Genomic DNA, 23,711 nt, shown 5'->3' on the forward strand with positions numbered 1-23,711 from the left:
CGACTGGTGGCCGCCCTTGCGTTTGAACTGCGGATAGCGCCCTCGTTTGGCAAAGAAATTGCCGAACGCTGTTTGCAAATGGCGCAGCGCCTGCTGCAACGGCACGCTGGACACGTCGTTGAGCCAAGCGTATTCAGACTGCTTTTTGAGCAACGTCAACGTGGCAGATGTGTCATGGTAGCCCATCCGTTCTTGACGCTGTTCCCACGCTCCGCGGCGCAGGCGCAGCATGTGGTTGTAGACAAAGCGCACGCAACCAAACGTCTGGGCCAAGAGAGTTTCTTGCTCGGGCGTAGGGTAAAACCGGAAGCGGTACGCGCGCTTGATGTCCATGTGCGCAATTTACACGAAAACCATCCCATCCACCCAGAAGATAGTTCGCCCAGAAAGGAGCGGGTTCAGGGGCTTGCCGTGCAAGCCGCGCTATCCCTCCCCGGCACGAATGTCGGGGTTTCCCGCGCAGATTGATGAAAATTGTGACCCGAGACGTACCCCCACGCGCCGCCTGGGCACTGGAAAAGGCGGGTGTTCACCCCCTGCTGGCCCGGCTGTACGCCGCACGGGGTGTCACCAACACCACCGAACTGGACGACGCACTCAGCCTGCTGCAACCCCCAGCGCAGATGCTGGGCACCACCGAGGCCGCCCGCCTGCTGGCCGACGCGATGGCACAGCAGCAACGCATCTGCATCGTGGCCGACTACGACTGCGACGGTGCCACCGCCTGCGCCACCGGCCTGCGTGGCCTGCGCATGCTGGGCGCGCCGCTGGGCTTTGACCGGGTGGACTTTTTGGTGCCCGACCGCGTGGCCGATGGCTACGGCCTGACCCCCAGCATTGCCGAGCGCGTCCACGCACGCGGGGCGGATGTGCTGGTGACGGTGGACAACGGCATTGCCAGCGTGGACGGCGTAGCGCGTGCGCGCGAACTGGGGCTGCAAGTGCTCATCACCGACCACCACCTGCCCGCCGTCATCAATGGCGAAGTGCAGTTGCCGCAGGATTGCGTGATCGTCAACCCCAACCAGCCGGGCTGCGGCTTTGCCAGCAAAGCCATTGCCGGGGTGGGCGTGATGTTCTACGTGCTGCTGGCCTTGCGCGCCGAATTGCGTGCGCGGGGCGTGTTCGATACCCAAAGCCAACCCCGCATCGACACCCTGCTGCCGCTGGTGGCACTGGGCACGGTGGCCGATGTCGTCAAGCTCGACGCACACAACCGGCGTTTGGTGGCCCAAGGACTCAAGCGCATCCGCGCCGGGCAGTTGCCAGCTGGCATGGCGGCACTGCTGCGTGTGGCGCAACGCGAACCGCGCCAAGCCAACGGCACCGATCTGGGCTTTGGCCTGGGGCCGCGCCTCAACGCCGCCGGACGACTGGCCGACATGACGCTGGGCATCGCCTGCCTGAGCACCGACGACCCACAACACGCCGCCACCTTGGCACAAACGCTGGACGGCATCAACCGCAACCGCAAAGCCATCGAAAGCGACATGCGCGACCAGGCGCTGCAACTGGCCGAACAACTGTGGGACGACAGCACCGACACGCCACCGCCTGCGCTGTGCCTGTTCGACCCCGGCTTTCACGAAGGCGTGGTGGGCATTGTGGCCGCACGCCTCAAGGACAAGCTCTACCGCCCGACCTTTGTGTTTGCCGCCAGCCAGGCCACCGGCAAAACACACGAACTCAAAGGCTCCGGGCGCTCCATTCCAGGCTTTCACCTGCGCGACGCACTGGACTTGATCGCCAAACGCCACCCCGGCGTGCTGCTGCGCTTTGGGGGCCACGCCGCCGCTGCGGGTTGCACCATTGCAGCAGACCATTTCGACACCTTTTGCCAAGCCTTACAACACATCGCCAACGAATGGCTGGACAAAGCCACGCTGCAACGCAAGCTGGAAACCGACGGCCCGCTCGACCCCAAATACCGCGCCTCGGACATGGTGGATACCCTGCAACAGCAAGTGTGGGGCCAAGGCTTTGCGCCGCCGGTGTTCTGCGAGGAACTGGAAATTGTGAGCCAACGCTTGGTGGGGCAAACCAGCAAGCACCTTGCCCTCAAGGTCAAGCACGGCCACGAACTGGTGGATGCCATCTGGTTTGGCCACACCAACACCCTGCCCGAGCGCACGCGGCTGGCGTTCCGGATGGATTCCGACGACTGGAACGGCCAGCGCCGGGTGCGTTTTCTGGTGGAAGGGGCCGAACTGTGACCCCTGCCCCGCCCCGCACCTGGCGAGCCTTGCCAGTGCCCGATGGCATCGCCGTGCTGTACGCCGACGACGCACTGCTGGTGCTGAACAAACCCGCTGGCTTGCTGTCGGTGCCTGGGCGCGGCCCCGACAACGCCGACTGCCTCAGCGCCCGCGCGCAAGCCCTGTACCCCGATGCGCTGATCGTGCACCGGCTCGACATGGGCACCTCGGGCCTGCTGGTGCTGGCACGTGGCCCCGAGGCACAAAGCCGGCTCAGCCGCGCGTTTGCCCAACGCCAAGTCCACAAACAGTACGTGGCCGTGGTGGCGGGCCAGCCCGACACCGCCAGCGCCGATGCCGACGGCTGGAGCGACATCCACTTGCCGCTGATCGTGGACTGGCCCAACCGCCCCAAAAGCAAAGTGGATTTTGACATCGGCAAACCCAGCCACACACGCTGGCGCGCGCTGCACACCGCCCCCCACCCCCAACTGGCACACGGCACCACGCGGCTGGCCCTGGAGCCCGTCACCGGTCGATCGCACCAGCTGCGGGTACACCTGCAAGCCATCGGTCATCCCATTCTGGGCGATGAGCTGTACGCCGACGATGCGGCGTTGCAAGCCGCCCCACGCCTGCTGCTGCACGCGTGTGCCATTGAGTTGCCGCATCCGGGCAATGGACAAACTATGCGCTTTGATTGCCCGCCACCGTTTTAAAAAAATTTGGACAAATCGCCAAGATGCTATCATGCAAAAAGTTTCGACAAGGAAACATTGCATGAGTACCGAACACACCATCCAGCAAGCCGCAGAACAACTCCAAGTCAGCGTACAGCGCGTGCGTACGCTCTGCCGTGATGGCAGTCTGGACGCACGCAAAATAGGCTCCACTTGGCTGGTATCCGCCGCCAGCCTGCACCGCTACGCCCTGCGCACCGCGCACCAAGTGGCTGAAGACCACCCGCGCTATATGGCCAACTGCGCCGCCCAACGGCGCAGCGCCAGCAGCGGCAAACCGATTGCCTTGAGCTTTTTTTCCGGCGCGATGGGACTGGATCTGGGCATTGAACAGGCCGGTTTTGACGTGCGCTTGGCCTGCGAGATGGACAAATACTGCCGCCAGACAATTGCACTCAACCGCCCCGACACGGCCCTGATCGGCGACATCAACCAATACAGCGCCGAACAAGTGCTGCACTACGCCGGACTGGAACCGGGGCAGGAAGTCGATTTGATGGTGGGTGGCCCGCCATGCCAAGCCTTCAGCACGGCAGGCAAGCGCAAGGGCTTCAACGATGAGCGCGGCAACGCATTCCTGAGCTACCTGAATCTGGCTTTTGCCATCCGCCCGCGCTATCTGGTGATTGAAAACGTGCGCGGCCTGCTGTCGTGCCCGATGCAACACCGCCCCCACGAACTGCGCGGCACGGAGTTTCCCGATCTGACACTGGACGAGCTACCCGGTGGCGCGCTGAATTTTGTCTTGAATGAAATCCGCCGCCACGGCTATGGTTACTCGTTCAACCTGTACAACGCCGCCAACTTTGGCACGCCGCAGGTGCGCGAACGTGTGGTGATTCTGTGTACGCGCGATGGCTCACGCCCGCCCTACCTGCCACCCAGCCACAGCGAACAAGGCCAGCACGGCCTGAAAAAGTGGAAAACCTTCCGCCAAGCCACCAAAGGGCTGGAACACACCGCGCACCACCACCTGAACTTTCCGGAAAAGCGCCTGCACTACTACCGCTTGCTGGGTGAAGGCCAAAACTGGAAAAACTTGCCCGAAGCCTTGCAAAAAGAGGCCTTGGGCAACTCCTACCATGCAGGCGGTGGCAAAACCGGCTTTTTGCGCCGTCTGGCCTGGGACAAGCCCGCACCGACACTGGTCACACACCCGGCCATGCCCGCCACCGACTTGGCGCATCCGCAGGAATTGCGTCCGCTGTCCGTGGAGGAATACAAGCGCGTGCAGGAATTCCCCGACGACTGGACGCTGGCCGGGCCATTGGTGGAGCAATACAAACAGGTTAGCAAGACGGCACCTGCCAGCCTGGGCCGTGCCATTGGGCAAACCGTGATGGCGCTGCTCAAGGGCCAGCCCGTGGCCCAAGTACCGGGCTTTTCCTATTCCCGCTACAAAAATACCAGCGATGTGGAGTGGGAAGCGCAATTCCAGCGCACAGCCGACCGTCGCCACACCAAGACGGACTCTGCCTGAAAAATAGACACGCATAAAAAAACGGCCCCAGGCTCGCGACTGGCACCGTTCTTTAACAGGGCAACTGTCGGCTTACAGCAGCGGCACGCCGGTCTTGCTCTGGATTTCCTCGCGGGTCACGCCGTCGGCCAACTCCACCAGCTTCAGGCCTTCGGGGGTCACGTCCATCACGCCCAAATCGGTGATGATGCGGTCTACCACGCCCTTGCCCGTCAGCGGCAGGGTGCATTGCGGCAGGATCTTCAGGTCGGTGGTACCGTCTTTTTTCTTGGCCACGTGTTCCATCAGCACAATCACGCGCTTGACACCGGCGACCAAGTCCATCGCGCCGCCCATGCCCTTGACCATCTTGCCCGGAATCATCCAGTTGGCCAAATCGCCGCTGGCCGTGACTTGCATCGCGCCCAGAATCGAGAGGTTGATCTTGCCGCCACGGATCATGGCAAAGCTCTGATCCGAACCAAAAATGGACGAACCTTTGATGGTGGTCACGGTCTGTTTGCCCGCGTTGATGAGGTCGGCATCGACTTCATCGTCGTACGGGAATGGGCCAATGCCCAACATGCCGTTTTCGCTTTGCAGCCAGACTTCAATGTCGTTGGGCACATGGTTGGCCACCAGGGTGGGGATGCCGATGCCGAGGTTGACGTAAAAGCCGTCTTGCAGTTCTTGTGCCGCACGTGCGGCCATTTGGTCTTGGTTCCAGGCCATGTTCTACCAGCTCCTTAAACTTTGCGTTCGCGCGTGGTGCGCTTTTCAATGCGCTTTTCGGGGGTCGGGTTGACCACGATGCGGTGGACGTAAATACCGGGCAGGTGTACGTCATCGGGGGCAATGTCACCCGTTTCCACAATGCGCTCCACCTCCACAATGCAAATCTTGCCAGCGGTGGCAGCGGCGGGGTTGAAGTTGCGCGCGGTCAGGTTAAAGCGCAGGTTGCCCGAGCGGTCGGCCACGTCGGCCTTGATCAGCGCCACTTCGGGGAACAAACCATGTTCCATGATGTAGGTTTCACCGTTGAATTCGCGGTGTTCCTTGCCCTCGGCCACCAGCGTGCCCACACCGGTTTTGGTGAAGAAAGCCGGAATGCCCGCGCCGCCGGCGCGCAGCTTTTCGGCCAGCGTGCCTTGCGGGGTGAATTCGAGTTCCAGTTCACCGGCCAGGTACTGGCGCTCAAACTCCTTGTTCTCGCCCACGTAGGACGAGATCATCTTTTTGATCTGGCGCGTTTCCAGCAACTTGCCCAGGCCAAAACCGTCCACGCCCGCGTTGTTGGAAATGGCGGTCAGGTTCTTGACACCGCTGTCGCGCAGCGCGTCGATCAGCGCCTCTGGGATGCCGCACAGGCCGAAACCGCCCACGGCGATCAGCTGGCCATCGGCCACCACACCGTCCAGCGCCGCCGCGGCGCTCGGATATACCTTGTTCATCGCTTGAAGTCTCCTGTTGGAAAGCCCGTAAAACGCATACGATACTACGTGCCGACATACGCAGTATTGCGTAAAGACCAACCCTTACCCCGCGTTGCCCCATGTCCCTGGCCTCCCTTGCCACCGTACCCCCGGTGGACTACCAGCTGGCGTTCCACCTGGCCCCGGTGGGGCTGGTGCTGTCGTACCACCGCACCATGGTGGACTGCAACCAGGCGCTGTGCGAGATGTTCGGCGCCAGCCGCGAGCAGCTCATCGGCCAGAGCTTCCAGATTTTGTACCCCAGCGCCAGCGAATTCGAGCGCACCGGCGAGCGCATCAGCCCGATTCTGAACGCGCATGGGCACTACGCCGACGACCGCATCATGCGCCGCGTCGATGGCCGCTTCAAGGGGCAAACCTTCTGGTGCCACGTGACCGGGCGCGCCTTTGACCGCACCGACCCGCACGCGGGCGGCATCTGGAGTTTTGAGGATTTGAGCTCACGCCGCCCCGTCAGCGCTGAGCTCACTGCACGCGAGCGCGAGGTGGCCGCACTGGTGCTCAAGGGCCAGACCGCCAAGGAAATTGGCAAGGTGCTGGGCATCAGCCCGCGCACGGTGGACATCTACCGCGCGCGCCTGATGCGCAAGTACCAGGCCAAGAGTTCCGCCGAACTGGCGCGCAAGCTGGTGTCGGAGTGATCAAAAAGGCGAAAATAATCCGCCATTGCCATATTTTTGCCGCGCGGCGTGCCGAAATCAGGGTACAACACGCCACAACGCCCGCAGCCCCTCCTGTTTTCCGATGAAACTCAATCTTCCCGTCACCCAGCGCGAGTACGACTACCCCGCCCACGAGATGTTGGTCTCGACCACCGACACGCGCGGCTATATCACGCACTGCAACAAGGCGTTCGTGGACGTCAGCGGCTACGAGCACGACCAGCTGATCGGGCAGAACCACAACCTGATCCGCCACCCCGACATGCCGCCCGAGGGCTTCAAGGACTTGTGGCAGACCATCGGGCGCGGCAAGCCGTGGACCGGGCTGGTGAAGAACCGGCGCAAGAACGGCGACCACTACTGGGTGGTGGCCAACGTCACGCCCATCATGCAGGGCAAAAAGCCCGTGGCGTACCTGTCGGTGCGCACCAAACCGACGCGGGCACAAATTCAAGCCGCCGAGGCGTTGTACGCCCAAGTCAACCACGAACGCGAGACAGGCCGCCCCACCGCCACCTTGGTCGCGGGCCATGTACGCCGTTTGGGCTGGCGCGGCTGGCTCGATGGCTACAAACACCTCAACAGCACCCAGCGTCTGGGCAGCGGCCTGTTGCTGATGACGCTGTTGGGCTTGGCACCGGGCCTGCTGGGTTTGAGCGGCATGGCAGAAACCGGGGCACAGTTTCTGGCGCTGTCGCTGGGTGCAGGCGGTATTTTGCTGTGGTTCAAAGCGCACTTGGTGCAAGCCATTGAGCACGCCAATGAATTTGCCAGCGACATGGCCAGTTGCAACCTGACCACACAAATCGACAACCACTACCCCGAACCCATGTACTCGCTGGTGCGCAACCTGGCGCAGGTGCAGGTCAACCTGCGGGCCGTGATTGGCGACGTGCGCAGCGAGGTGGACGGCTTTAGCCGCTCGGCGCAGGAGATCGCCTCGGGCAGCGCCGACCTGTCGCACCGCACCGAGGCCCAGGCCACCAGCCTGGAAAAAACCGCCTCGGCCATGGAGGAGGTCTCCAGCACCGTGCGCCACACCGCCGACGCCGCGCAACAGGTGGCGCAGCAGTCGCACCACAGCAGCCAGGTGGCGGCACAGGGGCAGCAGATGCTCAAGGCGGTCAGCCAGTCGATGCAGGAGATGGAACGCTCGTCGCAGAAGATGGGCGAGATCATCGGCACCATCGAAAGCATCGCCTTCCAAACCAACATCCTGGCCCTCAACGCCGCCGTGGAAGCGGCCCGCGCGGGCGAACAAGGCCGCGGCTTTGCCGTGGTGGCGTCGGAAGTGCGGGCGCTGGCCCAACGCAGCGCCAATGCCGCCAAAGAGATCCACACCCTGATTGGCCAGTCGGTGGAGCAAGTCCACCACAGCGCGCGCCAGATGAACGACACCGCCAGCACCATCGACACGCTGGCCGACGAGGTGCGCAAAATGAGCGGCCTGGCCGACCACATCAGCACCGCCACGCAGGAACAATCCCAAGGCATTGCCGAGGTCAACACCGCCGTGACGCAGCTCGACAGCGTGACGCACCAGAACGCCGCGCTGGTGGAACAGTCCAGCGCCGCGGCCCACCAGTTGAGCCAAGGCACCGACAGCCTGCACCGTGCGGTGGCCATCTTCCGGCTGCCCTAAAGTGGCATGGCCCGCCGACCTTGGCGGGCTGCTGTGGATTATTGGCGTGCGGTGCGCACGTTGGCCGGTGGCTGCTGTGGGTGGCTGCTGCGCCAAGGGTTGATGTCCAACCCGCCCCGGCGCGTGTAGCGGGCGTACACGCTGAGCTTGAGCGGCTTGCAGCGTGTCCACACGTCCATAAAAATGCGTTCCACACACTGCTCGTGGAACTCATTGTGGTTGCGAAAGCTCACCAAGTAACGCAACAAGCCCGCGTGGTCGATGGGCGCGCCCGTGTAGGCAATCTGCACACTGGCCCAGTCGGGCTGTCCCGTCACCAGGCAGTTGCTCTTGAGCAAGTCGCTCACCAGCACCTCGCTCATCACGGCCTGGCTGTGGTCGGCGCCCAGCAGGTGCGGCGCGGGCGTGTAGTCGGTGCATTCCACGTCCAGCCGGTCCAGGCTCAGGCCGTCCAGCGCCTGCACCGCCTCGCGGCCAAACTGCTCGGGCAGCAGCAGCTTGAGGCCGACGCTGGAGCGCACCGCCTCGCCGCGCCACAGCGCTTCGCTCAGGTCGGCGCGCAGCCTGTCCTGCACCGCCTGCGCGCTGTCGAACACGCTGTTGTTGAAGCTGTTGAGGTAGAGCTTGAACGATTTGCTCTCAATGATGTTGGGCGTCTCGCTGGGCACCATGATGTGCGCCAGCGCCACCTGCGGCTTGCCACGCGGGTTGAGCCAGCTCAGCTCGTAGGCCGTCCACAGGTCGGCGCCCATGAAGGGCAGCGTGGCGCCGCTCAGGCCCAGCTCGGCGCGCTTGGGCGCACGCGGCAGCGGGAACAGCAGTGCCGGGTCGTACCGGTCGGCGTAGGCGCTGATCTGACCCAGCGGCGAATGTTCGGGTTGCACCCCGGCGGGGTGGGCAAAAGTGTGTGGTGTCATAGCAGTTCAGACAAATTCGCGTTCGCGCAGCCACTTGGTGGCCACCCATTTCTCGCCCTCCAGCACCGGCGCGCCGCCGTGCAGGGTCTGGGTGGAGGGGTGCGGACGCTCGTAGCCAAAATAGACGGCGGTGCCGCGCTGGGGCGTCACTTCCAGCCCGATGTCGGGGAAGGTGGTGCCGCCGCCGCGCGCGGGTTCGTTGAGGTACATCACCAGCGTGGCCACGCGCTGGCCACCGCGCTGGGTGATGCGGGCGGTGCCGGGCTGGTCGGGGTCAAAGTAGTCGTAGTGCGGCTTGTATTCGGCGCCGGGGCGGTAGTGCAGCACCTGGATGCCCTCGCCGTTCTCCACCGGCCACTGCAGCAGGCGCGCGATGCGGGCCTCGACGCGGGCCACCAGCTCGTTCTCGCCCCGGCGCAAGAACATGCCGCTGCTGGTGCGGTCGTCGTTGACGGCCTGGCCACCGGTTTCGGTCTCCACCGTCAGCGAGCGCGCCATGCGCGGCTGCGCGGCCTCGATCAGCGCCTGGCACTCCTCGGGCGACAAGAAGTCGCCGAACACCGCCAGCTGCGGACGGCGCATGTGCAGCCACACCGGCACCACGCGGTCGCCCAGGTCCAGCTCGCGCGGCGAACCGCGCAAGTCGGGCTGCGGAAAGGTGACCCGTGGCACAGCGCCAGCGGCGGATCCATCATCTGCACCGGGCACATGCTGCTGTGCCAGCGCCTCGGCCTGCTGCCACACCTCGACGGGCAACGCGGCGCGGGCGTCGGGGGCATGGTGCGCCAGGTGCGCATGCAGCGTCACCACCAGCGCGTCCAGCGCCACGTCGTCCTGCCAGCCCACCTGGCGCATGGACTGCAACAGCGCCTCGGGCGCGCAGCCGGCCTCGGTCTGGGCGATGATCCAGCTCCGGAGTTCAGGGGAAATGGTTTGCGTCATGTTCATACCGCCACCGCTCAAGCCGGGCGCGCATCACGGCGAAACACCAGCCGGTCCGGCTCGGACGCAGCGGGCACGTATTGGTAACCTTCGGCGGCAAAACCTTGGAGGTCGGCCACCGTGCGGGCACGTTGCTGCACGGCATGACGCATCATCAGCCCCCGCGCACGCTTGGCCATGAAGCTGACGATTTTGTACCGCCCGGCTTTGAGCTCCTCGAACACGCACGTCACCACGCGAGCGTGGAGCACCTTGCGGTTCACGGCCTTGAAGTATTCCTCGCTGGCCAGGTTGACCAGCACCGGCTCAGGCTGAGCGGCGCTGCACTGGTTCAGGTAATCGGCAATCTGCCCGCCCCAGAACTGGTACAGGTTCTTGCCGCGCGCGGTGGCCAGGCGGGTGCCCATTTCCAGCCGGTACGGCTGCATCAGATCCAGCGGGCGCAGCACGCCATACAAGCCGCTCAGGATGCACAAGTGCGCCTGCAACCACGCCAAGTCGGCCTCGGCCAAGGTTTTGGCGCTCAAGCCATCGTACACATCACCATTGAAGGCCAGCACCGCCTGCTTGGCGTTCTCGGGCGTAAAAACAGGTTGCCACGCCTGGTAGCGGGCCACGTTCAGGGCCGCCAATGGGTCGCTCAAGTCCATCAAAGAGGCCACTTCCTGCAACGACTTGCCGCGCAGCACCTCGATCAATTCGCAGGCCTGCGGCACAAACAGCGGCTGGGTGTGGGTGGTGGTAATGGGGGGCGTTTCGTAATCCAGCGCCTTGGCCGGTGACAATACAAACAACATGCTGACCATCCTTTATCGAGACGATTATCTGGTATCCATCGCCAAGCCGCCGGGCCTGCTGGTACACCGCACCGGCCTGGACGCGGGCGAAACCCGTTTTGCGGTGCAACTGCTGCGCGACCAGATCGGGCAGCCCGTGTGGCCGGCGCACCGGCTCGACAAAGGCACCAGCGGCGTGCTGCTGTTTGCGCTCGATGCCGACACCGCCCGCGCACTGGCCCAGGCGTTCGAGCACGGCACCGACCTGCAAAAAACCTACCACGCCATCGTGCGCGGCTGGCCCGCCGAGGCGGGCGTGATCGACCACCCGCTCAAACGCATGCCCGACGACATGCGCCACCAGCGTGAGGAAATCCAGGACGCACTGACGCACTACCGCACCTTGGCGCGCTGCGAACTGCCACTGCCCCAAGGCGACTTTGCCACCACCCGCTGCGCTCTGGTCGAGCTGCAACCCCACACGGGCCGACGGCACCAACTGCGCCGCCACATGAAGCATATCGCCCACCCCATCATTGGCGATGCCACCCACGGCAAAGGGCCACTCAACCGCCAGTTGGCCGCGTGGCTGGGCCTGCAACGGCTGTGGCTGCACGCCAGCACGCTCACACTGCCCCATCCCGTCACCGGCCAGCCCTTGCACCTGCACGCCCCGCTGGGGCCAGAATGGGCACGCTGGCCGTGCGCCACCACCCCGTAAAATCGAACGTTTTGCCCTTCAGCTCTGCCGTACACACCATGACCGACACCGTTGCCCAACCCGGCCTGCAATCCCTGTCCAAATCCTTTGAGCCCGCCGCGCTGGAAGCCCACTGGGGCCCCGAATGGGAACGCCGTGGCTACGGTGCCGCAGGCTTTCGGGGCACAGGTGCGGCAGATGTAAATGCACCCTCGTTTGCCATCCAGCTGCCGCCGCCCAACGTCACTGGCACGCTGCACATGGGCCACGCGTTCAACCAGACCATCATGGACAGCCTGACGCGCTACCACCGCATGCTGGGCCACAACACCGTCTGGATTCCGGGCACCGACCACGCCGGCATTGCCACCCAAATCGTGGTGGAACGCCAGTTGCAAGGCCAAGGCATCAGCCGCCACGACATGGGCCCCACCCCCGCCGAAGCCCGCAAGAACTTCGTGGCCAAAGTGTGGGAATGGAAAGAACAATCCGGCAACACCATCACGCAACAAATGCGCCGCATGGGCGACAGCGTGGACTGGAGCCGCGAATACTTCACGATGGACGACAAGCTCTCCACCGTCGTCACCGAAACTTTTTGCAAGCTGTACCAGCAAGGCCTGATCTACCGGGGCAAACGCCTGGTCAACTGGGACCCGGTGCTGATGAGTGCCGTGTCCGACTTGGAAGTGGAAAGCGAAGAAGAAGACGGCAGCCTGTGGCACATCGCCTACCCGCTGGCCAGCGGTGAAGGTCAACTGGTGGTGGCCACCACCCGCCCCGAAACCCTGCTGGGCGACGTGGCCGTGATGGTCCACCCCGAAGACGAACGCTACGCCCACCTGATTGGCCAGTACGTCAAACTGCCGCTGTGCGACCGCGAGATCCCGGTGATTGCCGACGAATACGTGGACCGCGCCTTCGGTACCGGCGTGGTCAAAGTCACCCCAGCGCACGACGCAAACGACTACGCCGTGGGCCAGCGCCACCAGTTGCCCATGATTGGCGTGCTGACGCTGGATGCCAAAATCAACGACCACGGCCCGGAAAAATACCGTGGCTTGGACCGCTTTGTGGCCCGCAAAGCCATCGTGGCCGACCTGGAAACCGCGGGCCTGCTGGTCGAAGTCAAAAAACACAAACTGATGGTGCCACGCTGCGCGCGCACCGGACAGGTGGTCGAGCCCATGCTGACCGACCAATGGTTTGTGGCCATGACCAAAGTCAGCGAACAAGACCCGACCGGCAAATCCATCGCGCAAAAAGCCATCGACGCGGTGCAAAGCGGCCAAGTCTCCTTTGTGCCCGAAAACTGGGTCAACACCTACAACCAGTGGATGAACAACATCCAAGACTGGTGCATCAGCCGCCAGCTCTGGTGGGGCCACCAAATCCCGGCTTGGTACGACATTGAAGGCAACGTGTACGTGGCGCGCAACGCCGACGAGGCGCAAACCCAACTCCAAGCCTACGCCCACCACCTGAGCGAGACCCAGCGCAGCGCCCTGCTGGCCGGTGGTCTCAAGCGCGACGACGATGTGCTCGACACCTGGTACTCCAGCGCGCTGGTGCCCTTCAGCACCCTGGGCTGGCCCGAGCAAACCCAAGACTGCGACCTCTACCTGCCCAGCAGCGTGCTGGTCACGGGTTACGACATCATCTTCTTTTGGGTCGCCCGGATGATCATGATGACCACCCATTTCACGGGCAAAGTGCCGTTCAAGCACATGTACATCCACGGTCTGGTGCGCGACGCGCAAGGCCAGAAAATGAGCAAATCGGAAGGCAACGTGCTCGACCCGGTGGACTTGATCGACGGCATCGAACTCGGCCCACTGCTCGAAAAACGCACCACCGGCCTGCGCAAGCCCGAAACCGCGCCCAAAGTCCGCAAGCAGACCGAAAAAGAATTCCCTGAGGGCATCCCCGCCTACGGTGCCGACGCGCTGCGCTTCACCTTTGCCGCACTGGCCTCCTTGGGCCGCAGCATCAACTTCGACAGCAAACGCTGCGAGGGCTACCGCAACTTCTGCAACAAGCTCTGGAACGCCACCCGCTTTGTGCTGATGAACTGCGAAGGCCAGGACTGCGGTACCCGCGACGGTGCCAGCGTCACCCTGACCCAGGCCGACCGCTGGATCGTGTCGCGCCTGCAACGCGTGCAAGCCGATGTGGCCAAAGGCTTTGCCGACTACCGCCTCGACAACGTGGCCAACGCCGTGTACGACTTCGTGTGGAACGAGTTCTGCGACTGGTACCTCGAAATCGCCAAGGTGCAGATCAACACCGGCAACGCCGAACAGCAACGCGGCACCCGCCGCACCCTCATCCGCACGCTCGAAGCCATCCTGCGCCTGGCCCACCCCATCATCCCCTTCATCACCGAAGAACTGTGGCAAAAAGTGGCCCCGGTCGCCGGTTGCGGTGGCGACTCCATCAGCGTGACCGCCTACCCGCTGGCCCAGCCGGAGCTGATCGACACCGTGGCGGAAGCCAGCGTGGCGCAGCTCAAAGCGTTGGTCGATGCCTGCCGCAACCTGCGCGGCGAGATGAACGTCTCACCCGCCACGCGCCTGCCGCTGTACGCCGTGGGCGATGCCGACTTTCTGCACACCGTGGCCCCAGTGCTGCAAGCCTTGGCCAAACTCAGCGAGGTCAAGGTGTTCGCCGACGAAGCCAGCTGGACTGCCGCTGCCCAAGCCGCGCCGGTGGCCGTGGTGGGCGAAGCGCGCCTGTGCCTGTTCATGGAAATCGACGTGGCCGCCGAAAAAGCCCGCTTGACCAAGGAAGCCACCCGCCTGCAAGGCGAAATCGCCAAGGCCAACGGCAAGCTCGGCAACGAGGCCTTTGTGGCCAAAGCCCCGCCCGCGGTGATCGAGCAAGAGAAAAAACGCGTCGCCGACTTCAGCGCCACGCTGGCCAAACTGCAAGAACAGTTGCAGCGTTTGGGCGCATAAAGCGCCCCCGGATTCAACGGCGCTTGAGGTACGTCACGTACTCGGTGCCGTTGGCGGTTTCCTGCGCCAGCAGTTCATTGCCGGTCTGCTTGCAAAAGGCCTGAAAGTCGCGCACCGAGCCGGTGTCGGTACACACCACTTTCAGGATCTGGCCGCTGGTCATGTCGGCCAGCGCCTTTTTGGCGCGCAGAATGGGCAGGGGGCAGTTCAGGCCACGGGCATCGAGTTCACGGTCGGCGTTCATAGGGGTTTTTCTCCATCAAGGTGCAACAACAAGGCGGACGGCGGCTGCTCCGGCTCAGGCCGGAAACACACCCGTGGACAGGTAGCGGTCGCCCCGGTCGCACACCACAAAGGCGATGGTGGCATTTTCGACCTGCGCCGCAATCTGCTGTGCCACCCAGCACGCACCGGCGGCAGAAATACCGGCAAAGATGCCTTCCTCGCGCGCCAAGCGGCGGCACATTTCTTCGGCATCGGCCTGGCTCACGTACACCAACTCGTCCACCCCCGCTGGATCGTAAATCTTGGGCAAGTACTCCTGCGGCCATTTGCGGATGCCCGGAATGCGCGAACCCTCGCTGGGCTGGGCACCGATGATGCGGATGGCTGGGTTGCGCTCCTTCAAAAAGCGCGACACGCCCGTGATGGTGCCGGTGGTGCCCATCGCGCTCACAAAATGCGTGATGTGGCCTTTGGTCTGCTTCCACAGCTCGGGGCCGGTGGTTTCGTAATGGATGCGCGGGTTGTCCGGGTTGGCAAATTGGTCGAGCACCTTGCCTTTGCCCTCGGCCACCATTTTGTCGGCCAAATCGCGGGCGTATTCCATGCCACCGCTCTTGGGGGTCAACATCAACTCCGCACCAAACGCCTTCATGGTCTGGGCACGCTCAATGCTGAGGTCTTCCGGCATGATGAGCACCATGCGGTAGCCCCGGATGGCCGCTGCCATCGCCAGCGCAATCCCGGTATTGCCCGAAGTGGCCTCGATCAGCGTGTCACCGGGGCGGATGTCGCCGCGCTCCTCGGCACGCCGGATCATCGACAGCGCAGGCCGGTCCTTGACGGAACCGGCGGGGTTGTTGCCCTCCAGCTTGGCCAGCACCACATTGCCCCGGGCGCGGTTGGCCTCGGCCCCGATGCGCTGCAGCGCCACCAGCGGCGTGTTGCCCACGGCGGCTTCAATGGTGGGGTACGCGCGGATGCGGGGCGCCTTGCGCGGCGATGAACGGCGGGAGGGGCTGGAGGCGGTGGTCATGGCAAATTTTTGTCAACAGGAAACAAACACAGTGGGGTAATGTGCCATAATTCAGGGATACCTCGCTGCCGGAGTGGCGAAATTGGTAGACGCAGCAGATTCAAAATCTGCCGGTGCAAAACACCGTGCCGGTTCGAGTCCGGCCCCCGGCACCACAGCATTGCAAGCCTTGTACCCCGTACAAGGCTTTTTGCTTTATCAGCCCCAGCGCCTGCAGCCACCTGCCCCACACCGCCATGCCGTTCATCGTGACCGAACCCTGCATCCAGTGCAAATACACCGACTGCGTGGAGGTCTGCCCGATGGACTGCTTTGTGGAAGGCCCCAACTTCCTGGCCATCAACCCCGACGGCTGCATCGACTGCTCGGTGTGTGTGCCGCAGTGCCCAGTGGGTGCGATCGTGAACGCCAGCGAGGCCACCGAGGCGCAGCGCCCCTACATCGCGCTCAACGCCGAACTGGCGCAAGACCCGCAGTGGCGGCCCATCACCAAACGCCAGCCCGCCCTGCCCGACCACGCCCAGTGGAAGAACGTGGCCGACAAGGCCCACCTGCTGCAACGCCACCCAGGCGCCCACTGAGCGGCGCCAACGCTGGCAGCACCGGCCCCATGCCCCGCCCCACCGCGCCCACAGCGGCACCCACGCCAGCCCCGGCGCCCATTGCGCATTACGAGAACTTTCCCGTCGCCTCGTGGCTGTGCCCGCCACGGCTGCGCGCGCCCATTGCCGCCATCTACCACTTTGCCCGCACCGCCGACGACCTGGCCGACGAAGGCAGCGCCAGCGCACAGCAACGCCTGCAGGATCTGGCCACCTACCGGCAAGCCTTGACCGACGCGCTGGCCACCCCACACACGCCGCAACCGCACAGCCCTGCTACCGCCTGGGATGCTCACCCAGACACCGACACACCGCCACGCTGGCCGCACGTGTTTGGCCCGCTGGCGCACCAGGCACATGCCCACCAGCTGCCCGCCCAGCCACTGCACGATCTACTCGACGCCTTTGAACAGGATGTGCGCTACACCGACACCGGCACCCGCTACCCCCACCACGCCGCGCTGCTGGACTACTGCCGCCGCTCGGCGAACCCGGTCGGGCGCTTGCTGCTGCACCTGTACGGTGTGAACGACGCGACCTCTCTGGCGCACAGCGACGCCATTTGCAGCGCGCTGCAACTCATCAACTTCTGGCAAGACCTGGGGCAGGACCTGCGCCGCCTGCGCCACTACCTGCCGCAAGACGCGCTGCAACGGCACGGCGTGGACGAAGCCGCGCTGATGCACAGCGCCCGCACCGGCCAGCCCCTGCCCGCCGATGCCGACACCCGCGCGCAAGCCCTGCTGGCCGAGCTGTGCCAGCAAGCGCGCCAGCTGATGCAACACGGCGCGCCGCTGGCGGTGCGCTTGCCGGGCCGCATCGGCTGGGAACTGCGGCTGGTGGTGCAAGGCGGGCTGCGCATCCTGGACCAGATCGGCGCGCTGCAACACCGCACTTGGTTGCACCGCCCCCGCCTGCACGCCCACGACGCGCCCCAGCTGCTGTGGCACGCCTGGCGCATGTGAAGCCGCCGCGCGCAAGCCCGTACACTCGGGGCCATTCCGCCCCACACCGCCGCCATGAGCCCGCAAGACTACGTCCAGCACAAAGCCGCCGCCTCAGGCAGCAGCTTTTATTACGCCTTTTTGTTTCTGCCGCCCGAACGGCGTGCTGCCATCACCGCGTTCTACGCCTTCTGCCGCGAAATCGACGACGTGGTCGATGAAATCAGCGATGCCAACGTGGCACAAACCAAACTGCTGTGGTGGCAACGCGAGGTGCAACAGGCCTTTGCCGATCCGCAACGCACGCCCGACCATCCCGTGCTGCAAGCCCTGATGCCCTTGACCGCCACCTACAGCATCACAGCCCAACACCTGTTGCAAGTGATTGAAGGCTGCGAGATGGATTTGCACCAATCCCGCTACCTCGACTTTGCCAACCTGCGCCGCTACTGCCACCTGGTGGCAGGCGTGGTGGGCGAGGTGGCCGCGCGCATCTTTGGCCAAACCCAGCCCCAGACCACCGAATTTGCGCACCAGCTCGGGCTGGCGTTCCAACTCACCAACATCATCCGCGATGTGGGCGAGGACGCAACGCGGGGCCGCGTGTACCTGCCCATCAACGAGCTGCAACAGTTCAACGTCAAGGCGCACGAACTCATCAAACGCGGCGTGGGGCTGGAGGGCACCGACTTCCCGCAACGCTTTGGTGCGCTGATGGCGTTCCAGATCGAGCGCGCCCTGGCCACCTACGACGAAGCCCTGGCCCTGCTGCCCGAAGCCGACCGCCGCGCCCAAAAACCCGGCCTGATGATGGCCAACATCTACCGCACACTGCTGCGCGAGATTGCCACCGACCCGCAACTGGTGCTGACCCAGCGCGTCAGTCTCACCCCCCTGCGCAAGTTCTGGCTGGCCTGGAAAGTGCAGGCCCTGGGCCGCTTGTGAAGCCGTTGCGCATCGGCATTGTGGGCGGTGGCTGGGCCGGGCTGGCCGCTGCGGTGCGCGCCACCGAAGCGGGCTACCACGTCACGCTGTTCGAGGCTGCGCGCCAGTGGGGCGGACGCGCCCGCACCCTGCACACCCCCCACGGTGCGGGGCTGGACAACGGCCAGCACATCCTCATTGGCGCTTACACCGCCACACTGGGCCTGATGCAACGCCTCGGCGTGGATGTGGCAGCAGCTTTCCACACCGTGCCGCTGGCCTTGCGTTTTGCCGATGGTGCTGGCCTGGCCGTGCCCACTTGGGCCGCCCGCTGGCCCATACCGTTGGACATGCTCGCCGCCATCACCACCGCACGCGGCTGGAATTGGCGCGACAAACTGGCGCTGCTGCGCACCACAGCACGCTGGCAACGGCAAGGCTTTGCCTGTGCGCCCGACCACACGGTCGCCCAACTGTGCGCCGGACTGCCGCCCCGTGTGGTGGCGGAACTGCTGGAGCCACTGTGCCTCTCGGCGCTCAACACCCCGTTGGATCGGGCCAGCGCCAGCGTGTTCTTGCGCGTGCTGCAAGATGCCATGTTCGGCCCCGGCTTTGGGAACTGGCGCGGTGCCGACCTGCTGCTGCCCAAGTTGGACATAGGCGCGCTGCTGCCACAACCCGCCGCCCACTGGCTGCAACGGCGCGGCGCGGACTTGCGGCTGGGCCAGCGCGTCCACACGCTAAACCGCCACGCCCATACCAACGACAACACCGGCTGGGCGCTGAACGGCCAGCCGTTTGACCACGTCATCCTGGCCTGCCCAGTGTGGGAGGCCGCCCGCCTGCTGCAACCCGCCTTGGCGCACGCCGACCCCAGCGGCCAGCTCCACGCCTGGCACGCCCAGGCCAGCGCGCTGCGCCACGAGGCCATCGCCACCGTCTATGCCCAGGCGGCGCCCGGCACCCACTGGCCCGGCGCCAGCCCGATCCTGGCCCTGCGCAGTGGCCCGGACGCGCCCGCGCAATTTGTGTTCGACCGGGGCCAGCTTGGCGGCCCAGCCGGGCAATGGGCCTTTGTGGCCAGCGCGTGCAGTGTCGACAAGGCGACCCTGGAACACCAAACCTTGGCCCAGGCGGCGCAACAACTCGGCACGCCGGCGCTGCGCGTGCTGCAAACCGTGGTCGAAAAACGCGCCACCTTCGCCTGCACACCCGGCCTGCAACGCCCCAGCCTGCACATAGCTCCCGGCCTGTGGGCGGCGGGCGACTACACCGCCGGCCCCTACCCCGCCACGCTCGAAGGTGCGGTGCGCAGCGGCCTGGCCGTGGCCGACGCACTGCCCGCCACCACACCCGCCTGACGCCCGCTCACAGCCCCAGCTGCGCGCACAGTTGCGCCAGATCGGCCACGGTGCAGTGCGGCCGCTGCTGCGGGCCATGCGCCCACGGCTGGCCATCGCGGTTGAGCCACGCCGTCTGCATGCCCGCCTGCAACGCGCCCAGCACGTCCAGCGCGGCGTCGTCGCCAATGTGCAGCACCTGCTCCGGCGGCACGCCCGCGCGCTGGGCCGCCACGTGGTAGATGCGCGGGTCGGGCTTGGCCACACCCACCTCGCGCGCGCTCACCTGGGCGCAAAAGTGCTGGCCGATGCCCACGCGGTGGATGTCGGCGTTGCCGTTGGACACCGACACCAGCGGAAAGCGCGCCGCCAGCGCGCCCAGGGCGGGCAGCGCATCGGCAAAGAACTCCACCCGCTGGCGCTCGGCAAAAAACACCTCGAACGCCGGTTCGGCGTGGGCCGGGTCGTCGCCCGCCTGCTGCAGCGCCAGCCGGATCGCGGCCCGGCGCAGCGCGGTGAAGTCGTGCGCCAGGTGCGCCAGCTCGCGGTTGACCTGCGCGCGCACCGCGCGGCGCGTGTCGGCGTGGCTCAGGTGGCGCGCGGTGGCGGGAGCGTGCTCGGCCAGCCAGGCCTGCAGCACGGCCTCGGCGCGTTCGATGGTGGGCATGACCGGCCACAAAGTGTCGTCCAGGTCGAGGGTGATGGCGCGGATGCGGGACAGTTCAAGCATAGGTGATGGAGAATAGCGCACATGGCATTCCACAAAGAACCCCCTTACACCCACGGCCAGGCGGCCAAGACCGGCATCCTGCTGTGCAACCTGGGCACGCCCGACGCCCCCACCGCCCCGGCGCTGCGGCGCTACCTGGCCGAATTCCTGGGCGACCACCGGGTGGTGGAAATCCCCAAACCCATCTGGTGGCTGATCCTGCACGGCATCATCCTGCGCGTGCGGCCCGCCAAGTCGGCGGCCAAGTACGCCAGCATCTGGACCAGCGAAGGCTCGCCGCTGCGCGCGTGGACCGAGAAACAGGCCAAGCTGCTGGGCGGCCACTTGGGCGAACGCGGCCACCAGCAGCTGCTGGTGCGCTACGCCATGCGCTACGGCAACCCCTCCATCGCGCAGCAGCTCGACGAGCTCAAGGCCGCTGGTGCCACGCGCGTGCTCATCGTGCCCGCCTACCCGCAGTACAGCGCCAGCACCACCGCCAGCGTGTTCGATGCGGTGTACCGCTGGGCCGAACGCACCCGCCTGATCCCGGAGCTGCGCTTCATCAACCACTACCACGACAACGCCGGCTACATCCAGGCCCTCAAGCACAGGGTGGAAGAGCACTGGGCCATCCACGGCCGCCCCGACAAACTGGTGATGAGCTTCCACGGCGTGCCCGAACGCATCCTCAAGCTGGGCGACCCCTACCATTGCGAATGCCACAAAACGGGCCGCCTGCTGGCCGAGGCACTGGGCCTGACCAAGGAACAGTACGTCGTCACCTTCCAGTCCCGCTTTGGCAAGGCCAAGTGGCTGGAGCCCTACACCGAACCCACGCTAATCGCGCTGGCCAAGGCGGGCACCCAGCGCGTCGATGTGGTCTGCCCCGGCTTCACCAGCGACTGCCTGGAGACGCTGGAGGAAATCTCGCTCGAAGCGCGCGAGGCCTTTTTGCACGCCGGGGGCAAGCAGTTCCAGTACATCCCTTGCCTCAACGACAGCCCGGCCTGGATCCGCGCCCTGACCGACCTGTGCGAGCAGCACCTGGGCGGCTGGCCCACCCGCCAGGCCCCCGACCCCGCCGCCGCCCAGGCCACCCGCGAGCGCGCCATGGCCCTGGGCGCCAAACTCTGAACCCCGCACCAACCGATGAGCAAACACCCCACCCCTGCCGCCAGCGGCGACAAGGTGCGCCTGGACAAATGGCTCTGGGCCGCGCGCTTCTACAAGACCCGCAGCCTGGCCGCCGATGAAATCGACAAGGGCCGCGTCAAGCTCAACGGCCAGGTGGCCAAGGCCTCGCGCGAGCCCAAGGTGGGCGACGAGATCGAGTTCAAGACCGGCTACCACACCCGCACCGTGCGCGTGCTGAGCTTAAGCGCCGTGCGCGGCCCCGCGCCGCAGGCCGCGCTGCTCTACGCCGAAACCGAAGCCTCCATCGCGCAGCGCCTGGCACAGGCCGAACAGCACCGCCTGGCGCCCGAACCCGCGCACGCCCTGACGCAAGGCCGCCCCACCAAGCGCGACCGGCGCCAGCTGCAAGGCGTGGGCAGCCACGCCCCGGCCTGGAACGACCGCTGGAGCGCCAGCCTGGACGGCTGAACCGCGCCCAGCGCCCCGGCAACGGCGCCATATCCATATAACCGGATCGTCTAAGCACCAGCCACTTAACCACCGTGGCGGCCATTAAAATCGTCAGGTTTTGCAAAGGAAACCCGTGTCCGCCACACCCCCCCGCCTGATTGAGCAATACGGCCCCCGCGAGGCCATGGAATACGACGTCGTCATCGTCGGCGCTGGCCCGGCGGGCCTGGCCACGGCCATCCGCCTGAAACAACTCGCCAGCCAGCACAGCCACGACGTGAGCGTGTGCGTGCTCGAAAAAGGCTCCGAGCCCGGCGCCCACATCCTGAGCGGCGCGGTGATGGATCCGGTCGCGCTCAACGAACTGCTGCCCGACTGGCAAGCCCAGGGCGCGCCGCTGCACCAGCCCGTCACTGCCGACCAAGTGCTGTTTTTGAGCGAAACCGGCGCCAAGGCCACCCCCGACTGGCTGGTGCCCGAATGCTTCCACAACCACGGCAACTACGTCATCAGCCTGGGCGCCGTGACCAAATGGCTGGGCGAACAGGCCGAGGCGCTGGGCGTGGAAATCTTCCCCGGCTTTGCCGCTGCCGAAGTGCTGTACCACGAGGGCGGCGCCGTCAAAGGCGTGGCCACCAACCACATGGGCCTGGGCAAGGACGGTGAACCCACCGACCAGTTCCAGCTCGGCATGGAACTGCACGCCAAATACACCGTATTTGCCGAAGGTGCGCGCGGCCACCTGGGCAAGCAACTGCTGGCCCGCTTCCAACTGGACGCAGGCAAGGACCCGCAAACCTACGGCATCGGCATCAAAGAACTGTGGGAAATCCCCGCCGACAAAGCCCAACCCGGCCTGGTGGTCCACACCGCCGGCTGGCCGCTGGACGAACACACCTACGGCGGCGGCTTCCTGTACCACCTGGAAGGCAACAAGGTCACGCTCGGGCTGGTGGTGGGGCTGGACTACCAGAACCCCTGGCTGAGCCCGTTCGAGGAAATGCAACGCTGGAAAACCCACCCCAGCATCCGCGCGCACCTGCAAGGCGGCAAGCGCATAGGCTACGGCGCGCGCGCCATTGCCGCCGGCGGCCTGCACTCGCTGCCCAAGACCGTGTTCCCGGGTGGGGCGCTGGTGGGGTGCGATGCGGGCTACCTCAACGCCGCGCGCATCAAGGGCAGCCACGCCGCCCTCAAGAGCGGCATGCTGTGCGCCGAAGCCGCGTTTGCAGCACTGCAGGCGGGCCGCAGTGGCGACGAACTCAGCGCCTACCCCGCCGCGTTCGAGCGCAGCTGGCTGCACACCGAACTCGACCAGGCGCGCAACTTCAAGGCCTGGTTCAAAAAGGGCAACACCATCGGCGCAATGATGACTGGCGTAGAACACTGGCTCTTGCCCAAACTGGGGATGAAGCGCCCGCCGTGGAGCCTGCACCGCAGCCACGCCGACCACACCAGCCTGCGCCCGGCGGCCACCTGCCCGCGCATTGACTACCCCAAACCCGATGGCCAGCTCACGTTCGACCGCCTGAGCAGCGTGTTTTTGAGCAGCACCAACCACGAAGAAAACCAGCCCGCGCACCTGACACTGAAGAACCCCGATACCCCCGTGGCCACCAACCTGGCCCAGTTTGCCGGGCCCGAAAGCCGCTACTGCCCCGCTGGTGTGTACGAGTTCGTCCAAGACAACGAAACCGGTGTGCAGCGCCTGCACATCAACGCGCAAAACTGCGTCCACTGCAAGACCTGCGACATCAAAGACCCCACGCAAAACATCGTTTGGGTCACCCCTGAAGGCGGCGGCGGGCCCAACTACGCGGGGATGTAGCATGTAGCGGTATGCTCACGCCAATACCGTCGTTGC

23 protein-coding genes and 1 tRNA gene are annotated in these 23,711 nt (G+C 65.3%); 15 read left to right on the forward strand and 9 right to left on the reverse strand.

What is annotated here, in order from left to right; translation table 11 throughout:
• A partial coding sequence (locus tag CON76_RS00435) for a helix-turn-helix domain-containing protein (protein WP_145995279.1) occupies positions 1-333 on the reverse strand: 333 nt, incomplete at its 3' end.
• A 134-nt stretch (positions 334-467) separates the two neighbouring features.
• On the opposite strand from CON76_RS00435, the gene recJ reads away from it, so the two are divergent.
• The 3 genes from recJ (at position 468) to CON76_RS00450 (ending at position 4,415) form a co-directional block, all read left to right on the forward strand.
• Positions 468-2,213 carry a single-stranded-DNA-specific exonuclease RecJ gene (recJ, locus tag CON76_RS00440; RefSeq protein ID WP_101101012.1) on the forward strand — a complete coding sequence of 582 codons (1,746 nt, stop codon included), beginning with the start codon at positions 468-470 and terminating at the stop codon, positions 2,211-2,213.
• Entirely contained in the window at positions 2,210-2,914 is a 705-nt protein-coding gene (locus tag CON76_RS00445; protein WP_240592692.1) for an RluA family pseudouridine synthase, read from the forward strand. The genes recJ and CON76_RS00445 overlap by 4 nt, the downstream gene beginning before the upstream one ends.
• 61 nt (positions 2,915-2,975) lie before the next feature.
• Positions 2,976-4,415, forward strand: a complete 1,440-nt coding sequence (locus CON76_RS00450; protein ID WP_101101015.1) for a DNA cytosine methyltransferase — start codon at positions 2,976-2,978, stop codon at positions 4,413-4,415.
• Between the two features lie 72 nt (positions 4,416-4,487).
• Here the strand turns inward: CON76_RS00450 and CON76_RS00455 are convergent, their stop codons facing one another.
• Positions 4,488-5,126, reverse strand: coding sequence for a CoA transferase subunit B (locus CON76_RS00455; protein ID WP_101101017.1), 639 nt, complete (start codon positions 5,124-5,126; stop codon positions 4,488-4,490).
• Positions 5,127-5,140: 14 nt separating this feature from the next.
• Positions 5,141-5,845, reverse strand: coding sequence for a CoA transferase subunit A (locus tag CON76_RS00460; protein ID WP_101101019.1), 705 nt, complete (start codon positions 5,843-5,845; stop codon positions 5,141-5,143).
• A gap of 101 nt (positions 5,846-5,946) precedes the next feature.
• Here CON76_RS00460 and CON76_RS00465 point away from each other — a divergent pair, with 101 nt between their 5' ends.
• Complete coding sequence (locus CON76_RS00465; RefSeq protein ID WP_101101021.1) at positions 5,947-6,528, forward strand: PAS and helix-turn-helix domain-containing protein; 582 nt, start codon at positions 5,947-5,949, stop codon at positions 6,526-6,528.
• A gap of 103 nt (positions 6,529-6,631) precedes the next feature.
• Entirely contained in the window at positions 6,632-8,191 is a 1,560-nt protein-coding gene (locus CON76_RS00470) for a methyl-accepting chemotaxis protein (protein ID WP_101101023.1), read from the forward strand.
• A gap of 38 nt (positions 8,192-8,229) precedes the next feature.
• Here CON76_RS00470 and queF read toward each other — a convergent pair whose 3' ends face one another.
• The 3 genes from queF to yaaA are packed head-to-tail and all read right to left on the reverse strand — an operon-like array spanning position 8,230 to position 10,847.
• Positions 8,230-9,108, reverse strand: a complete 879-nt coding sequence (gene queF, locus CON76_RS00475; protein ID WP_101101025.1) for an NADPH-dependent 7-cyano-7-deazaguanine reductase QueF — start codon at positions 9,106-9,108, stop codon at positions 8,230-8,232.
• Between the two features lie 6 nt (positions 9,109-9,114).
• Entirely contained in the window at positions 9,115-10,050 is a 936-nt protein-coding gene (locus CON76_RS00480; protein ID WP_101101107.1) for a 2OG-Fe(II) oxygenase, read from the reverse strand.
• Between the two features lie 17 nt (positions 10,051-10,067).
• The gene (yaaA, locus tag CON76_RS00485; protein WP_101101108.1) at positions 10,068-10,847 is read right to left on the reverse strand and encodes a peroxide stress protein YaaA; all 780 of its coding nucleotides are present in this window, start codon (positions 10,845-10,847) and stop codon (positions 10,068-10,070) included.
• Between yaaA and CON76_RS00490 the strand changes: the two genes are divergently transcribed.
• Together CON76_RS00490 and CON76_RS00495 are read left to right on the forward strand one after the other, a co-directional pair.
• Positions 10,846-11,547, forward strand: coding sequence for a pseudouridine synthase (locus CON76_RS00490; RefSeq protein WP_101101028.1), 702 nt, complete (start codon positions 10,846-10,848; stop codon positions 11,545-11,547). The two genes, yaaA and CON76_RS00490, sit on opposite strands and share 2 nt — an antisense overlap.
• Positions 11,548-11,585: 38 nt before the next feature.
• Positions 11,586-14,483, forward strand: coding sequence for a valine--tRNA ligase (locus CON76_RS00495; RefSeq protein WP_101101110.1), 2,898 nt, complete (start codon positions 11,586-11,588; stop codon positions 14,481-14,483).
• A 13-nt stretch (positions 14,484-14,496) separates the two neighbouring features.
• Here CON76_RS00495 and CON76_RS00500 read toward each other — a convergent pair whose 3' ends face one another.
• Both CON76_RS00500 and cysM read right to left on the reverse strand, forming a co-directional pair.
• The gene (locus tag CON76_RS00500) at positions 14,497-14,727 is read right to left on the reverse strand and encodes a sulfurtransferase TusA family protein (protein WP_101101030.1); all 231 of its coding nucleotides are present in this window, start codon (positions 14,725-14,727) and stop codon (positions 14,497-14,499) included.
• A gap of 54 nt (positions 14,728-14,781) precedes the next feature.
• Positions 14,782-15,687: a cysteine synthase CysM gene (gene cysM, locus CON76_RS00505; protein ID WP_240592697.1), complete on the reverse strand. Its 906-nt coding sequence runs from the start codon at positions 15,685-15,687 to the stop codon at positions 14,782-14,784.
• 121 nt (positions 15,688-15,808) lie between these two features.
• Between cysM and CON76_RS00510 the strand changes: the two genes are divergently transcribed.
• The 5 genes from CON76_RS00510 to hpnE all read left to right on the forward strand — a co-directional run bounded on the left by CON76_RS00510 (position 15,809) and on the right by hpnE (position 19,572).
• Positions 15,809-15,896 (forward strand) — tRNA-Leu (locus CON76_RS00510).
• 81 nt (positions 15,897-15,977) lie between these two features.
• A complete protein-coding gene (fdxA, locus tag CON76_RS00515) occupies positions 15,978-16,322 on the forward strand; it encodes a ferredoxin FdxA (protein ID WP_101101034.1) in 345 nt (114 codons plus the stop codon).
• A gap of 29 nt (positions 16,323-16,351) precedes the next feature.
• Entirely contained in the window at positions 16,352-17,308 is a 957-nt protein-coding gene (hpnC, locus tag CON76_RS00520) for a squalene synthase HpnC (protein WP_101101036.1), read from the forward strand.
• A 54-nt stretch (positions 17,309-17,362) separates the two neighbouring features.
• Positions 17,363-18,232: a presqualene diphosphate synthase HpnD gene (gene hpnD / locus CON76_RS00525; protein ID WP_101101038.1), complete on the forward strand. Its 870-nt coding sequence runs from the start codon at positions 17,363-17,365 to the stop codon at positions 18,230-18,232.
• 5 nt (positions 18,233-18,237) lie between these two features.
• Positions 18,238-19,572, forward strand: coding sequence for a hydroxysqualene dehydroxylase HpnE (gene hpnE, locus CON76_RS00530; RefSeq protein ID WP_101101112.1), 1,335 nt, complete (start codon positions 18,238-18,240; stop codon positions 19,570-19,572).
• 7 nt (positions 19,573-19,579) lie between these two features.
• Here hpnE and CON76_RS00535 read toward each other — a convergent pair whose 3' ends face one another.
• Positions 19,580-20,281 carry an HAD family hydrolase gene (locus CON76_RS00535; RefSeq protein WP_101101040.1) on the reverse strand — a complete coding sequence of 234 codons (702 nt, stop codon included), beginning with the start codon at positions 20,279-20,281 and terminating at the stop codon, positions 19,580-19,582.
• Between the two features lie 21 nt (positions 20,282-20,302).
• On the opposite strand from CON76_RS00535, the gene hemH reads away from it, so the two are divergent.
• The 3 genes from hemH (at position 20,303) to CON76_RS00550 (ending at position 23,675) form a co-directional block, all read left to right on the forward strand.
• The gene (gene hemH, locus CON76_RS00540; RefSeq protein ID WP_101101042.1) at positions 20,303-21,397 is read left to right on the forward strand and encodes a ferrochelatase; all 1,095 of its coding nucleotides are present in this window, start codon (positions 20,303-20,305) and stop codon (positions 21,395-21,397) included.
• A gap of 15 nt (positions 21,398-21,412) precedes the next feature.
• Complete coding sequence (locus CON76_RS00545; protein ID WP_101101044.1) at positions 21,413-21,865, forward strand: RNA-binding S4 domain-containing protein; 453 nt, start codon at positions 21,413-21,415, stop codon at positions 21,863-21,865.
• A 166-nt stretch (positions 21,866-22,031) separates the two neighbouring features.
• A complete protein-coding gene (locus tag CON76_RS00550; RefSeq protein WP_101101114.1) occupies positions 22,032-23,675 on the forward strand; it encodes an electron transfer flavoprotein-ubiquinone oxidoreductase in 1,644 nt (547 codons plus the stop codon).
• The last annotated feature ends 36 nt before the right edge of the window (positions 23,676-23,711 follow it).

It is taken from the genome of Macromonas bipunctata (assembly GCF_002837135.1).
In the GTDB taxonomy this organism is placed as follows: Bacteria; Pseudomonadota; Gammaproteobacteria; order Burkholderiales; family Burkholderiaceae_C; genus Macromonas_A; species Macromonas_A bipunctata.